14 protein-coding genes (1 of these 14 running past the window's edge) are annotated in these 12,757 nt (G+C 69.0%); 12 read left to right on the forward strand and 2 right to left on the reverse strand.

From position 1 onward, the window contains the following. Positions 1 to 8 precede the first annotated feature (8 nt). Both ACK3BB_RS11460 and ACK3BB_RS11465 read left to right on the forward strand, forming a co-directional pair. On the forward strand, positions 9 to 308 hold the full coding sequence (locus ACK3BB_RS11460; protein ID WP_428924777.1) for a GNAT family N-acetyltransferase: 300 nt from the start codon (positions 9 to 11) through the stop codon (positions 306 to 308). Next, positions 292 to 1,884: an MFS transporter gene (locus ACK3BB_RS11465; RefSeq protein WP_428924778.1), complete on the forward strand. Its 1,593-nt coding sequence runs from the start codon at positions 292 to 294 to the stop codon at positions 1,882 to 1,884. Before ACK3BB_RS11460 ends, ACK3BB_RS11465 begins: the two co-directional genes overlap by 17 nt. A 21-nt stretch (positions 1,885 to 1,905) precedes the next feature. On the opposite strand, the gene ACK3BB_RS11470 is transcribed toward ACK3BB_RS11465, so the two are convergent. Together ACK3BB_RS11470 and ACK3BB_RS11475 are read right to left on the reverse strand one after the other, a co-directional pair. After that, positions 1,906 to 2,505, reverse strand: a complete 600-nt coding sequence (locus ACK3BB_RS11470; RefSeq protein ID WP_428924779.1) for an alpha/beta hydrolase — start codon at positions 2,503 to 2,505, stop codon at positions 1,906 to 1,908. A gap of 4 nt (positions 2,506 to 2,509) precedes the next feature. Continuing rightward, positions 2,510 to 3,442 carry a VOC family protein gene (locus tag ACK3BB_RS11475; protein ID WP_428924780.1) on the reverse strand — a complete coding sequence of 311 codons (933 nt, stop codon included), beginning with the start codon at positions 3,440 to 3,442 and terminating at the stop codon, positions 2,510 to 2,512. Between the two features lie 115 nt (positions 3,443 to 3,557). On the opposite strand from ACK3BB_RS11475, the gene ACK3BB_RS11480 reads away from it, so the two are divergent. The 10 genes from ACK3BB_RS11480 to ACK3BB_RS11525 all read left to right on the forward strand — a co-directional run. Beyond that, positions 3,558 to 4,475, forward strand: coding sequence for a LysR family transcriptional regulator (locus ACK3BB_RS11480; protein WP_428924781.1), 918 nt, complete (start codon positions 3,558 to 3,560; stop codon positions 4,473 to 4,475). 626 nt (positions 4,476 to 5,101) lie between these two features. Next, positions 5,102 to 6,265 carry an ABC transporter substrate-binding protein gene (locus ACK3BB_RS11485; protein ID WP_428924782.1) on the forward strand — a complete coding sequence of 388 codons (1,164 nt, stop codon included), beginning with the start codon at positions 5,102 to 5,104 and terminating at the stop codon, positions 6,263 to 6,265. A gap of 54 nt (positions 6,266 to 6,319) precedes the next feature. Then, positions 6,320 to 7,180, forward strand: coding sequence for a branched-chain amino acid ABC transporter permease (locus ACK3BB_RS11490; protein ID WP_428924783.1), 861 nt, complete (start codon positions 6,320 to 6,322; stop codon positions 7,178 to 7,180). Position 7,181: 1 nt separating this feature from the next. After that, the gene (locus ACK3BB_RS11495; RefSeq protein WP_428924784.1) at positions 7,182 to 8,135 is read left to right on the forward strand and encodes a branched-chain amino acid ABC transporter permease; all 954 of its coding nucleotides are present in this window, start codon (positions 7,182 to 7,184) and stop codon (positions 8,133 to 8,135) included. Then, positions 8,122 to 8,868, forward strand: a complete 747-nt coding sequence (locus tag ACK3BB_RS11500; RefSeq protein WP_428924785.1) for an ABC transporter ATP-binding protein — start codon at positions 8,122 to 8,124, stop codon at positions 8,866 to 8,868. The genes ACK3BB_RS11495 and ACK3BB_RS11500 overlap by 14 nt, the downstream gene beginning before the upstream one ends. Then, positions 8,861 to 9,571 carry an ABC transporter ATP-binding protein gene (locus tag ACK3BB_RS11505; RefSeq protein ID WP_428924786.1) on the forward strand — a complete coding sequence of 237 codons (711 nt, stop codon included), beginning with the start codon at positions 8,861 to 8,863 and terminating at the stop codon, positions 9,569 to 9,571. Before ACK3BB_RS11500 ends, ACK3BB_RS11505 begins: the two co-directional genes overlap by 8 nt. Before the next feature lie 15 nt (positions 9,572 to 9,586). After that, complete coding sequence (locus tag ACK3BB_RS11510) at positions 9,587 to 10,834, forward strand: cytochrome P450 (RefSeq protein ID WP_428924787.1); 1,248 nt, start codon at positions 9,587 to 9,589, stop codon at positions 10,832 to 10,834. Beyond that, positions 10,822 to 11,145 (forward strand): 2Fe-2S iron-sulfur cluster-binding protein, encoded by a 324-nt coding sequence (locus ACK3BB_RS11515; protein ID WP_428924788.1) that lies wholly within the window; start codon positions 10,822 to 10,824, stop codon positions 11,143 to 11,145. Before ACK3BB_RS11510 ends, ACK3BB_RS11515 begins: the two co-directional genes overlap by 13 nt. Then, the gene (locus tag ACK3BB_RS11520) at positions 11,142 to 12,341 is read left to right on the forward strand and encodes an NAD(P)/FAD-dependent oxidoreductase (RefSeq protein ID WP_428924789.1); all 1,200 of its coding nucleotides are present in this window, start codon (positions 11,142 to 11,144) and stop codon (positions 12,339 to 12,341) included. Before ACK3BB_RS11515 ends, ACK3BB_RS11520 begins: the two co-directional genes overlap by 4 nt. A gap of 18 nt (positions 12,342 to 12,359) precedes the next feature. Next, positions 12,360 to 12,757, forward strand: partial view of a MarR family winged helix-turn-helix transcriptional regulator gene (locus tag ACK3BB_RS11525; protein WP_428924790.1) — the 5' portion only. 91 nt of this gene lie beyond the right edge of the window; only the first 398 of its 489 coding nucleotides appear in the window; its start codon is at positions 12,360 to 12,362; its stop codon lies beyond the right edge, outside the window.

Consider the following 12,757-nt stretch of genomic DNA (forward strand, 5'->3'; position numbering starts at 1 on the left):
ACCCGAAGATGACCGACGTCACCATCACCTATTCCGAAAGTGACACCAAGGCCCGCTACGGCGCCACAGTCGAGGGTGTCGAGGGGGAGGGAGAGCTGACCATCTCCAAGGTCTCGCCCTCGCTGATCATCGCAGATCACACGGCGGTGCCCGACACGATGCGCGGCATGGGCGTGGCCAAGGCGCTGGCCGAGCGGTTGATCACCGATGCGCGTGGGAAGGGGCAGCGGATCGTGCCGCTGTGTCCCTTCGTCCGGGCGCATGCCACGAAACACCGCGACGAGCTGGCCGATGTCATCCAGTGGTGACACGGCACCCGGCGCCTATGCCCCGTTCGGCCAGCGCGCCTTTGCGCTTTTGTGGACAGCCACGCTGATCTCGAACATCGGGACGTGGATGAACGACGTGGGCTCGGGCTGGCTGATGACGACGCTTGATCCCAGCCCGGCGGTGGTGACGCTGGTGCAGGCGGCGACCACGCTGCCGGTCTTCTGTTTCGCGTTGCTGGCCGGGGCGCTGGCCGACCGGCTGGACAAGCGGCGGATGCTCATCGGGATCAACATCGGCCTGCTGGCGGTGGTGAGCCTGCTGACGGCCCTGGTCTGGGCGCAGGCGATGACGCCTCTGCTCCTGATCCTCTTCACGCTGACCATCGGCACGGGGGCGGCGTTCATGGCGCCGGCCTGGCAGGCCATCGTGCCGCAGCTGGTGCCGCGCGATCAGCTGAAACCGGCCATCGCGCTGAATTCGATGGGCATCAACATCGCCCGCGCCATCGGTCCGGCCGTGGCCGGTATGCTGATCGCCACGGTGGGTCTTGCCGCGCCCTTTGCGGTGAACGCCGCCAGCTTCCTTGTCATCATCGGCGCGCTGTTGCTCTGGAAGCCCGAGGCGCAGGCCCCTCGCCGTCACAGCGGATCGCTGCTGTCGGAGATGCGCACCGGGCTGCGCCACGTGCGCCACAACCCGGCGATGCTGGCGACGGCGGTGCGGGCGGTGGCGTTCTTCCTCTTTGCCTCGGCCTATTGGGCGCTGCTGCCGTTGATCGCGCGCAGCGTCGAGGGCGGAGGATCGACCCTTTACGGTCTGCTCATGGGCCTGATCGGGGCAGGGGCCGTTACCGGCGCGGTGGTGCTGCCGAAGCTGCAGGCGGTGGCCTCACTGGATGCCACGGTCCGGATCGGCACGGCTGGCACGGCGCTGGCGCTGCTGCTGATGGCGCTGGCGCAGGGGCCGGTGGCGCTGTTGCCGGCGGCGTTCCTGGGCGGCATGTCGTGGATCGCGGTGCTGACCTCGTTCAACGTCTCGGCCCAGACGGCCCTGCCGAACTGGATCCGGGCGCGCGGGCTGTCGGTCTTCCTGATGGTGTTCTTCGGCTCGATGGCCTGCGGGTCTATCCTGTGGGGGCAAGTCGCGTCACGCACGTCGGTCCCGGTTGCCCTTCTGGTGGCAACCGCCGGCCTTGGCCTTGGCCTGTTGCTGACCCGCAAGCTGGCCGTTGGGCTGGCCGAGGGGCTGGACCATGCGCCCGCCGCGCTCTGGCCCGAGGCGCCGATGCCTGGCGAGGGCCAGGCCGAGGATCAGCCCGCCATGGTGATCGTCGAATACCGCATCCCGCCCGAACACCGCGATGACTTCGTGCAGCGGATGCGGGCGGTCTCGAAGGAGCGGATGCGCAACGGCGCCACCCAATGGCACGTGCACCAGAGCGTTGAGGACCCCGGCCTCTGGATCGAGACCTTTCACCTGCCCAGCTGGGCCGAGCACCTTGAACAGCACGAACGGGTCAGCGTGTCGGACATGGATCTGCACCACGACCTGCGCCGGCTGCATGAAGGGCCCCAGGCCCCGGTCGTGCGTCACTTCATCGGGCCGCGGCGCTAGCCGCCCGGCCCGATGAATGGTTCAGCCGGTCAGAAGCCCGGCCAGGGCGGCAACCTCGCCCTGGCGGATCTCGTGCCCGCCATCGTGGATCTCGGTGGCCACCTCGGCGCCCTGGGCCGAGGTCCAGCCGATCAGCCGCTCGCTGAGAGGCCAGGGGCAGATCGGGTCGCGTCGCCCGGCGGTGATCAGCACGCGGCGTCCGGTCAGATCGGCCGCGGCCGGATCCCAGGGGATCAGCGGATGCAAAAGGCCGACCCGGTCGAAGAGTTCGGGCCGGGCCATCATCACCGAGGCCAGGATATTGGCCCCGTTGGAATAGCCGAAGCCGTAGATCGGCGCGCCCGGGTGGGCGGCCTTGTGATCGGCGACATAGCCGGCCATCCGCGCGGTGCGCAGAGCCAGGTCGTCCATGTCATAGACACCTTCGCCGGTGCGCCGGAAAAACCGCGCGGCCCCGCCTTCGGACACATCGCCCCGGGGCGACACGATGCCCGCGTCCGGCCGGACCTGGCGCACGAGGTCGAAGAACTGGTCTTCGGTGCCGCCGGTGCCGTGAAAGGCAAAGATCAGCGGCGCCCCCGGATCGGGGGCGCGCAGTCGGGCGTGGTAGGGATCTGTCATGGGCTCAGGCTCCGATGGCGGGCAGAAGCCCTTCGATCTGGCTGCGGTAGGGCTCGTACCGGGTTGGCAGCTTGAGCGCCTGGCCGAGCTGGGCGGTGTCTTCGTCGCGGTCGAAGCCGGGCTCGTTGGTGGCGATTTCGAACAGCACGCCGCCGGGGGTGCGAAAGTAGATTGCCCAGAAGTAATCGCGATCGATCACCGGGGTGACCTGGTAGCCGGTATCCACCAGCGCCTCGCGCACCCGCAGCTGGGCCGCGCGATCCTCGACGGCAAAGGCGATGTGGTGGACCGACCCGGCGCCCTGCGAGGCGGCCTTGCCATCGGCAATGGCCTCGAGGTCGATCGTGTCGGCGGCATTGCCCCCTTCGATCCGGTAGCGGGTCACCGCGCCGTCGGTCTCGTCCTTCTGGTAGCCCATGAAGGTCAGCAGCTCGCCGGTGGCGGCACTGTCGCGCAGCCGCATCCGGGCGCCGTGAAAACCCAGGATGCCCGCGTCCTGCGGCACGTCCGCGCCGGTCCAGGCCGTGCGGCCCCGGTCGGCGCTTTCGACCAGCGCAAAGCCGTCGCCGTCCGGACCGGTGAACTCAAGCCGGTTCTCGCCGAGAAAGCTGGTCTCGCCCAGCCCGGTTGCGCCCCGGGCGGCGAGGCGGTCGCGCCAATAGGGCAGGGCGCCTTCGGGCACGGCAAATTCGGTCACGCCGACCTCGCCGGTGCCCCGGCGGCCGCGCGGCATCTGGCCGAAGGGGAAATAGGTCATCACCGAGCCGGGCGTGCCGATCTCGTCGCCGTAATAGAGGTGATAGACCTCGGGCGCGTCGAAGTTGACGGTCTTCTTGACCCGGCGCAGGCCAAGCGTGTCGGTGAAGAAACGGTTGTTCTCGGCCGCATCCGCCGCCATCGAGGTGACGTGGTGCAGGCCGCGGATATCCTTCAGCATCTGGGGCTCCATCTGGCTGTGTTCATGTTGACCCCAATCTACGTCCGGCGCAGATCGGGAAGAATAGACGCCTTCGGCCATTTACTATTTCGATCGGTCGCAACAATCTGGCGCCATGCAGACCATCAAGCCCATCCGTGTCTTCCTGGCCGTCATCGAACAGGGCAGTTTCGCCGGCGCCGCGCGGCACCTGCGGATGACACCCGCATCGATCACCCGGATCATTGCCCAGCTGGAACAGGACCTGGGCCAGCAATTGCTGCTGCGCACCACGCGCCAGGTGTCGCTGACCGGGGCCGGGGCCATGGTCGCGGCGCGCTACCGGCCGGTGGTCGAGGAATTCGACCGGGTCACCGAAGAGGTCACCCGCACCACCCGGCCCGACCGGGGCCGGCTGGCGATCAATGCGCCGCTGTCCTTCGGCATGCGGCTGATGCCCGGGCTGGTGGCCAGTTTCCGGCTGGCCTATCCCAATATCGCGCTCGACGTGCAGCTGACCGACACGCTGGTCGACATTCTCGATGAAAGTTGCGACCTGGCGATCCGCATCTCGGCGCCGCCGGGCGACAAGTCGACGATCTGGCGCCGGATCTGTCTTGTGCCGCGCCACGTGGTGGCCGCTCCGGCGCTGTTTGACCGGATGCCCCGTCCGGTTTCGCCCGATGACCTGGGGCCGGATCATTGCCTGTCCTACGGGCAGAAGGGCACGGCCGAAAGCTGGACCTTCACGCGCGGCGGGCTGCGCCGGACGATCCGGGCGGGCAGCGACGTGGTGTCGAACAACGGCGAGTTCCTGCACGCGCTGGCACTGTCGGGCAACGGCATGGTCAACCTGCCGGATTTCCTGGTGCGCGACGATCTGGCGGGCGGCGGGCTGGAGGCGGTGCTGCCGGACTGGCAGGTCACGCCGCTGAACCTCATGCTGTACTACCCGCCCTACGAAAAGCTGCCGCCGCTGGTGGCGACCTTCACCGATTTCTTCGAGGCCTATATCCGCGAGGTCGAGAGTTTCGATTTCGGCACGGGGGCCTGACGGGGGCCGCGTGGCGGTCCCTTTCCGTGTCCCCCGCATCGGATCTTGACCGGGCCATGGGGTCGCCGGTTCTTGCCTGTGCCTTTGACAGATGCCTGCCACTCCCTGAAACGGCCCCTCGGGCCGGCCCGTGTCACGCCCGTGTTCCGATCCGTGCCGGTGACGCGTCCCGATCCGCGCCGGTGTGGTGTGACGGGGGCCAGGCCAAGCCTTCGGGTGCGAACCGGGGACGGGATCTTCCGAGGTACGCCGTGAAGGGCGGGGCGGCCAGAGCCATCCAGCGCCAACCGGGGGCGGGATCTGCGACCTAGGTCGTAGCCCGCGGAGACTCTGTTGACAGATCAACTCATGGGCGGCTAGCGTCGGCGTAGTTGATCTTTCAACTCATGTGCCGGGAGGCGGCACCGGGAGGACCATGACCATGCTCACCGCAGCACGGCCTTCGGCGCGGCGCCGAAGGTGAATGACGGCCGGCCATCGCCCATGGGGCGGTGAGGCCGGCGCATCCGGACAGCCCGAACCAGACCATCTTCCGCCCGGGCCCCGGGCGGGACCGGAGGATCTTTGCACAGCCCCGGGACGGGGGCGCATTCGGCGGCGCAAGCGCGCTGCGACAGGGAGGAACCATGAAACAGACAGCCAAGGCCCTGGGCCTGACCCTTGCCCTCGCCACATCCACGGCGGCGGCGGCCGACGAGATCAAGGTGGGCGTGATCGCCCCGTTCTCGGGGCCCTTCGCCCAATACGGCATCCAGTACCAGCAGGCCATCGAGGTCTACCAGGCCCAGCACGGCACCCGGGCGGGCGAATACGAGATCAGCTTCATCTACAAGGATGTCGGCGGGGTGAACCCGGACCAGTCGCGCAGCCTCGCCCAGGAATTGCTGATCCGCGACCGGGTGGATTACCTGGCCGGCTTCACCTTCACGCCCAATGCGCTGGCCGTCGGCCCGGTGATCACCCAGTCGGAAACGCCGACGGTGATCTTCAACGCGGCGACCTCGGCGATCAATGCCGAAAGCCCGTTCTACCTGCGCACCAGCTACACGCTGTGGCAGGTCGCGGCTCCGCTGGCCGAATGGGCCCATGACCAGGGCATCCGCAGCGTGATCACGACGGTCAGCGACTACGGCCCCGGGATCGATGCGGAAAAGGCCTTTCAGGAGGCGTTCGGCGCCCGGGGCGGCACGGTCGTCGATGCCGTGCGCATGCCCCTGTCGACCACCGATTTCACGCCCTTCCTGCAACGGGTCAAGGACCAGGCCCCGGATGCGGTCTTTACCTTCCTGCCCGGCGGGCCGCCGACCTTCACCTATACCAAGACCTACAACGAGAACGGGCTGAAGGAGGCCGGGGTGACCTTCCTGGGCACGGCCGAGACCGAAGAGACCAACCTGCAGGGGCTGGGCGACATGGCCCTGGGTCTGACCACGGCCTACCATTACTCGGCGGCCCATCCGTCCGACCTGAACCGGGCCTTCCTGGCCAAGCTGGCCGAGCTGCATCCCGAGGCGGTGGCCAACTGGGCCTCGGTCGGGGCCTATGACGGGGTGCACCTGATCTACGAGATGGTCCGGGCGGCGGGCAGCGACGGGCCGGCGGCCGTCGAGGCGGCGCGGAGCATGGCCTGGGAAAGCCCGCGCGGGCCGGTGCAGATGGATCCCGAGACGCGGACCATCGTGCAGAACGTCTATATCCGCGAGGTCACGCGCAACCCCGACAGCGGCCTGCTGGAAAACACCGAGACCGGCGTGATCGCCACGGTCGGCGATCTCGGCTGGGCCAAGTGACCGGCACGCGGGGGCGGGGAGACCCGCCACCGCGCCCGGCTGCGGACTGAACACATGGACCTTATCCTGAACATTGCGGTCGATGGCATCGCCTACGGCATGATCCTCTTCATGATCGCCGTCGGCCTGTCGGTGACCATGGGGCTGATGCGGGTGGTGAACCTGGCCCACGGGGGCTTTGCCCTGATCGGCGGCGCGCTGGCCCATTGGCTGGGCACCGACCTGGGCCTGGGCTTTGCCGCGGCGGCGCTGCTGGCCATCGCCGGCACGATCCTGGTGGCCCTGCCGCTCGAACGTCTCGTCTATCGCCGGATCTACGGCTTCGGCGAATTGCAACAGGTGCTGGCCACCATCGGCCTGACCTTCCTGATGATCGCCACGATCAACCTGTGGCAGGGTTCGACCCTGCTGGCCATCGAACTGCCCGAGGGCCTGCGCCGGTCGATCGACCTGGGCTTTCGCCGGCTGACTGCCCACCGGGCGCTAGTCATCGTCATGGGCCTTGTCGTGACGCTGGGCCTGTGGTGGCTGCTGGACCGCACGCGTTTCGGCATCCGGCTGCGGGCCTCGGTCGACAATCGCGACACCGCCGCGTCGCTGGGCATCGTGACCAGCCGCATCTACATGGTGACCTTTGCGCTTGGTGCCGGGCTGGCCGCGCTGGGAGGCATCCTGGGGGCCGAGCTGCTGCCCATCGATGCCTATTACCCGCTGCGCTACATGGTGCTCTTCCTGATCGTCGTGGCCATCGGCGGCATGGGCTCGATCCTGGGGTCCTTCGCCGCGGCGCTGGGGATCGGGCTGATCGAGACGGCCAGCCGCTACCTCGTGCCCGACCTGGCCACGATCACCTTCTTCTCGCTTGTCATCCTGTTCCTTGCGGTGCGCCCGCAGGGGCTGTTGGGGAGGGCCTGACATGGCGCGCCTGACCGGACCCGTGCTGATGATCGCCCTGGCGGTCGCGGCCTATGTCCTCTTTCCGTTCAACCTGGCCTTCCTGACCCGGATCGTCATCATGATCCTGCTGGTCCTGTCGCTGGACCTGGTGCTGGGCCTGGCCGGCATCGCCACGCTGGGACAGGCGGCAATGTACGGGGCCGGGGCCTATGCCGCCGGGCTCTTTGCCATCCATGTCTGGGCCGATCCGCTGGCCGGTCTGGCCGTCGGCGCCCTGGCCGGGGCGGCGCTTGCCGGGCTGTCGGGGCTGGTGCTGATGCGCACCCAGGGCCTGACCCTGATCATGCTGACCATCGCCGTGGCCCAGATCTGTGCCGAGATTGCCAACCGGGCCCGCGACCTGACCGGCGGGGCCGACGGGTTGCGCGGCATCCGCATGCAGCCGGTCCTGGGCCGGTGGGACTTCGATTTCATCGGCCAGACGGCCTATTGGTATGCCTGTGCCGTGCTGGCCGTGGTCTTTGCCCTGCTGGTGCTGATCTCGCGCTCGCCCTTCGGCCTGTCGCTGCGCGGCATCCACGAAAGCCCCGAACGGATGGAGGCCATCGGCGCGCCGATCTACCGGCGCCGGGTGCTGGCCTATGCCATCGGCGGGGCGATCGCCGGGGTGGCCGGGGCGCTGACCGCCCAGATCACCCAGCTGGTCAGCCTGGAGACCTTTGCCTTTGCGCTGTCGGCCGAGGCGCTGATCATGCTGATCCTGGGCGGGACCGGCCGGCTGTACGGCGCGGTGATCGGCACGGTGATCTTCATGACCGTCCATCACACGGCGGCGGCCAATGATCCGTTCAACTGGCTCTTTGTCATCGGGGCGATGGTCCTGGCGGTGGTGTTCTTCCTGCCGTCCGGCCTGATCGCCCTGCCCACGGCCTTGGGCCGTCTGTTCCGGGGAGGTCGCCATGCAGGGTCTTGAGGTTCGTGGCCTGTCCAAGCATTTCGGCGGGCTGGTCGTGTCGGAGAACATCGATTTCGACCTGCCGCCGGGCGCGCGCAAGGCGCTGATCGGGCCCAATGGCGCGGGCAAGAGCACCTTTGCCAACCTGGTCACCGGCATCCTCGCCCCGTCGGGTGGCACGATCCGCTTTGACGGGCGCGACATCGCCGGGCTGAACGAGGCGCAGCGGGTCAGGCTGGGCATCGCCAAGACGTTCCAGATCACCACGCTGTTCCCGCGCCTGACCGTGCGCGAGAACCTGCGCCTGCCGATCCTCGAACGCGAGGGGCTGGGGTTCCGCATGTTCCGCCCGGCCGGTGGAGACCCGGGGATCGAGGCCGAGGTCGCCGCGCTGATCGCCCAGTTCGGCCTGGATGCGCTGGCCGACCGGCCGGTGCTGGACCTGGCCTATGGCCAGCAGCGGCTGGTGGAAATGGCGCTGACGCTGGCGCTGAAACCGCGGGTGCTGATCCTGGACGAACCGGCGGCCGGGGTGCCGTCGAGCGAGACCCACCTGATCACCGATGCCATCGACCGGCTGCCCGACGACCTGGCCGTGCTGGTGATCGAACATGACATGGACCTGGTGTTCAAGGTCGCCCGATCGATTGTCGTGCTGGTGCAGGGGCGCATCCTGACCGAAGGCACGCCGCAGCAGATCGCGGCCCATGCGCAGGTGCGCGAACTCTACCTGGGAGGCGGACATGGCTGAGCCGGTTCTGGAACTTGACGGGGTCACCGCCGGATACGGGCCGACCCATGTGCTGCGGGGCATCGACCTGGCCGTTGCTCCGGGCGAACGGCTGGCCGTGATCGGGCGCAACGGGGCGGGCAAGACAACCCTGCTGAACACGGTGATGGGGCTGACCCGGATGCATGCCGGCACGGTCCGCCTGCGGGGCCAGCCGCTGGGCCGCCTGCCACCCTACCGGCGCAATGCGCTGGGGCTGGGGCTGGTGCCGCAGACCCGGGACATCTTTCCGTCGCTGACCGTCGAGGAAAACCTGCTGGCCGCGATGCGCGGCGATGCCACGCTGGACGAGGCCTATGCGCTGTTCCCCCGGCTGAAGGAACGGCGGCGCAACGGCGGCACCCAGCTGTCGGGCGGCGAACAGCAGATGCTGGCCATTGCCCGGACGCTGATGACCCGGCCCGGGGTCATCCTGCTCGACGAGCCGTTGGAAGGCCTGGCCCCGGTGATCTGCGACCAGCTGATGGCCGTGTTCGAAGACCTGGCCGCGGACGGGCGCCGGGCGGTGGTGCTGGTGGAACAACATGCCGAGGCCGCCCTGGCCTTTGCCACCCGCGCGGTGCTGATGGTCGGCGGCACGATCGTGCACGACGGGCCGGCCCGCGCCTTGCGGGACGACCCCGGGCTGCTGCACCGCCACGTCGGCCTGGCGCTGGCCGATTGATCAAGGAGGAGAGAGATGACGCTCATCGAAGGGCACAGGCCCATCACCCCGGCGGATGGCATCCCGGTCTGGGATGTCGATCCGTATGATGCCGATATCCTGCGCGATCCGGCCGGCTATTACGGCCGCCTGCGCGAGCTGGGCGAGGTGGTCTATATCCCGCGCTACAGCGTGCTGGCCGTCGGCCGGTACGAGACCACGCGAAAGGTCTTCAGCGACCACGACAACTTCCTGTCCTCGCGCGGGGTCGGGCTGAACGATTTCAAGCTCGAAGATCCCTGGCGCCCGCCGTCGATCATCCTGGAAGTCGATCCGCCCGATCACACGCGCACGCGCAAGGTCATGTCGCGGGCGCTGTCGCCCCGGGTGGTCAAGACCTTCGGCGATCTCTTCCGCAGCGCGGCCGAGGCCATTGTCGACGACCTGCTGAAAGTTGGCACCTTCGAGGCGGTGACCGACCTGGCCGAGCGCTTTCCGACAACGGTGTTCCCCCGGGCCGTGGGCATGCGCGACGTCAACGCCCGCCACCTGGTCGATTACGGGGCCATGGTCTTCAACGCCGTGGGGCCGGACAATGCCCTGCGCCGGGCGGCGATGGCCCATGCCGGCGAGATCGTGCCCTGGATCACCGCCGCCTGCGCCCGCGACCGGCTGTCGGACGACGGGCTGGGCGCCATGGTCTATGCCGCCGCCGACAGCGGCGAGATCACCGAGGCCGAGGCGGGCATGCTGGTGCGGTCCTTCCTGTCGGCCGGGGTCGACACGACGGTCACCGGGATCGGCAACGCTCTGTGGTGCTTCTCGCGCCATCCCGACCAATGGGAGCGGCTGAAACAGGACCGGTCGCTGATCCGCCCGGCCTTCGAGGAGGTGCTGCGGATGACCTCGCCGGTGCATACCTTCGGGCGCACCGCCGGCCGGGCGACCGAGATCGCCGGCCACCCGGTCGAGGAAGGCACCAAGGTGCTCTGCGTGCTGGGCGCGGCCAATGGCGATCCGGCCAAGTGGCCCGAGCCCGAGGCCTTTCGCATCGACCGCCGGCCCGTCGGCCACCTGGCCTTTGGCGCGGGCATCCACGGCTGTGTCGGCCAGAACATCGCCCGGGGCGAGCTGGAGGCCATCCTCGGCGCGCTGCTGGACCGGGTCGACCGCATCGAACCGGCCGGCCCGGCGGTCTGGCGCCCCAACAACGCGATCCGCGCGCTGGACAAGCTGCCGGTGACGCTGGTCCCCAAGTATGGAGAGAGCCCATGGTCAAGGTGACCTTTATCGCCCATGACGGCGAAACAACCCATGTCGAGGCCGAGCCCGGCGACACGGTCATGAGCGTGGCGATTGCCGAGGGGATCGACGGCATCGTCGCGGAATGCGGCGGGTCGATGATGTGCGCGACGTGCCATTGTTACGTCGACGACGGCTGGGCCGACCGGACCGGCCCGCGGATGGACGGCGAGGACGACATGCTGGACAGCGCCGTCTGCGAGGTGACCCCGGCCTCGCGCCTGTCCTGCCAGATCCGCCTGACCGAGGCGCTGGACGGGCTGGTCGTGCGCCTGCCGGAGGACCAGGTGTGACGGACGGCCATGTCGTGATCATCGGGGCCGGGCAGGGCGGCACCCAGGCGGCGATCTCGCTGCGCCAGGAGGGCCATGCCGGGCCGATCACCCTGATCGGCGAGGAACCCGGGCTGCCCTACCAGCGCCCGCCGCTGTCCAAGGCCTTTCTCAAGACCGGCGAGGCCGGCAAGCTGGCCCTGCGCCCCGGCCATTTCTTCGCCAAGAAGGACATCACGCTGCGCACCGGCCTTCGGGTGGGCGCCATCGACCGGGCGGCCCGGCGGGTGCGGCTGGATGCGGCGGAAGGGCCGGATGGGGGCCGCGAGCTGGGCTATGACCACCTCATCCTGGCGACCGGCACGCGCAACCTGGTGCCGCCGATCCCGGGCATTTCGCGAGCCCTGGGGCTGCGCACGCTCGACGATGCCCGGGCCCTGCGCCGGGCGCTCGACCGGCCCCGGCGGGTGGCGGTGATCGGCGGCGGCTTCATCGGGTTGGAATTTGCCGCCGTTGCCCGGGCCCTGGGCCATGAGGTCACCGTGGCCGAGGCCGCGCCCCGGCTGATGGCCCGCGTGGTCTCGCCCGAGATGTCCAGCGCCTTTGCCACGCTGCACCGGGGGCTGGGCACCGGGCTGGTTCTGGGGCAGCCGGTGGCCGAGGTCACCGACGGGGGCATTCTGCTGGCCGATGGCACGGCCATTGCCGCCGACCTTGTCGTGCTGGCTGCCGGGGTGCGGCCCAACACCGAACTGTCCGAGGCCGCAGGCCTGCCGGTCGACAATGGCATCCGTGTCGATGCCCGGCTGCGCACCGCCGATCCGGCCATCCATGCCCTGGGCGATTGCGCGGCCTTTCCCGATCCGGTCAGCGGCCGGCCCGTGCGGCTGGAAAGCGTGCAGGCCGCCACCGATCACGCCCGGTCCATCGCACGCGCGATTGCCGGTTCCGGGGGAGCGGAGTATGCGGCGGTGCCCTGGTTCTGGTCCGACCAGGCCGATTGGAAACTGCAGATCGCCGGGCTGGCCCGACCGGAGGACGACAGCCTGGCCCTGACCGACAAGCTGGTCCTGCGCTTCCGCGCGGATCAGCTGGTTGCCGTCGAAACGATCAACGACGCCCGCACCCACATGGCGGCGCGCCGTCTGCTGGCCCCGGGGCAGGCCCCGGCCCGTGACAAGCTGGCGGCCAGGGATTATGACCTGACCACGTTTTGACGGAAGGACAGGCGCAACGTGACCGCATTGCCCCAGGATCGCATTTCCAGCCCGACACGCCTGCGCGACGGGCAGCAGATACTGGATATCGATCACTATGCGCCGTTCCTGCTGAACGCCGTCAGCAATGCCTGGCAGCGCCAGACCTCGGCGATCTACCGGGCCCGCTTTGGGCTGGGCATCGTCGATTGGCGGGTGCTGGCGATGCTCAACATCGAACCCGAGATCACGGCCAACCGGGTCTGCGAGGTGATCCGCCTGGACAAGGCCGCGGTCAGCCGCTCGCTCAAGCTGCTGCATGAACGTGCGCTGGTGGCCTATGCGGCCTCGGCCACCGATCCGCGCAAGCGCCGGTGGTGGCTGACCGACAAGGGCCAGGCCATCCATGCCGAGATCCTGGCCATCGCGCTGGAATG

Source organism: Marinibacterium sp. SX1 (assembly GCF_050389775.1).
Taxonomy (GTDB): domain Bacteria; phylum Pseudomonadota; class Alphaproteobacteria; order Rhodobacterales; family Rhodobacteraceae; genus Marinibacterium.

Bases quoted from the DNA above. Each gene is read 5' to 3' on its own strand.
- ACK3BB_RS11465 (WP_428924778.1), top strand. From the start codon at position 292: ATGTCATCCAGTGGTGACACGGCACCCGGCGCCTATGCCCCGTTCGGC.
- ACK3BB_RS11510 (WP_428924787.1), top strand. From the start codon at position 9,587: ATGACGCTCATCGAAGGGCACAGGCCCATCACCCCGGCGGATGGCATC.
- ACK3BB_RS11485 (WP_428924782.1), top strand. From the start codon at position 5,102: ATGAAACAGACAGCCAAGGCCCTGGGCCTGACCCTTGCCCTCGCCACA.
- ACK3BB_RS11495 (WP_428924784.1), top strand. From the start codon at position 7,182: ATGGCGCGCCTGACCGGACCCGTGCTGATGATCGCCCTGGCGGTCGCG.
- ACK3BB_RS11505 (WP_428924786.1), top strand. From the start codon at position 8,861: ATGGCTGAGCCGGTTCTGGAACTTGACGGGGTCACCGCCGGATACGGG.
- ACK3BB_RS11480 (WP_428924781.1), top strand. From the start codon at position 3,558: ATGCAGACCATCAAGCCCATCCGTGTCTTCCTGGCCGTCATCGAACAG.
- ACK3BB_RS11470 (WP_428924779.1), bottom strand. From the start codon at position 2,505: ATGACAGATCCCTACCACGCCCGACTGCGCGCCCCCGATCCGGGGGCG.
- ACK3BB_RS11460 (WP_428924777.1), top strand. From the start codon at position 9: ATGACCGACGTCACCATCACCTATTCCGAAAGTGACACCAAGGCCCGC.
- ACK3BB_RS11500 (WP_428924785.1), top strand. From the start codon at position 8,122: ATGCAGGGTCTTGAGGTTCGTGGCCTGTCCAAGCATTTCGGCGGGCTG.
- ACK3BB_RS11490 (WP_428924783.1), top strand. From the start codon at position 6,320: ATGGACCTTATCCTGAACATTGCGGTCGATGGCATCGCCTACGGCATG.
- ACK3BB_RS11475 (WP_428924780.1), bottom strand. From the start codon at position 3,442: ATGCTGAAGGATATCCGCGGCCTGCACCACGTCACCTCGATGGCGGCG.
- ACK3BB_RS11515 (WP_428924788.1), top strand. From the start codon at position 10,822: ATGGTCAAGGTGACCTTTATCGCCCATGACGGCGAAACAACCCATGTC.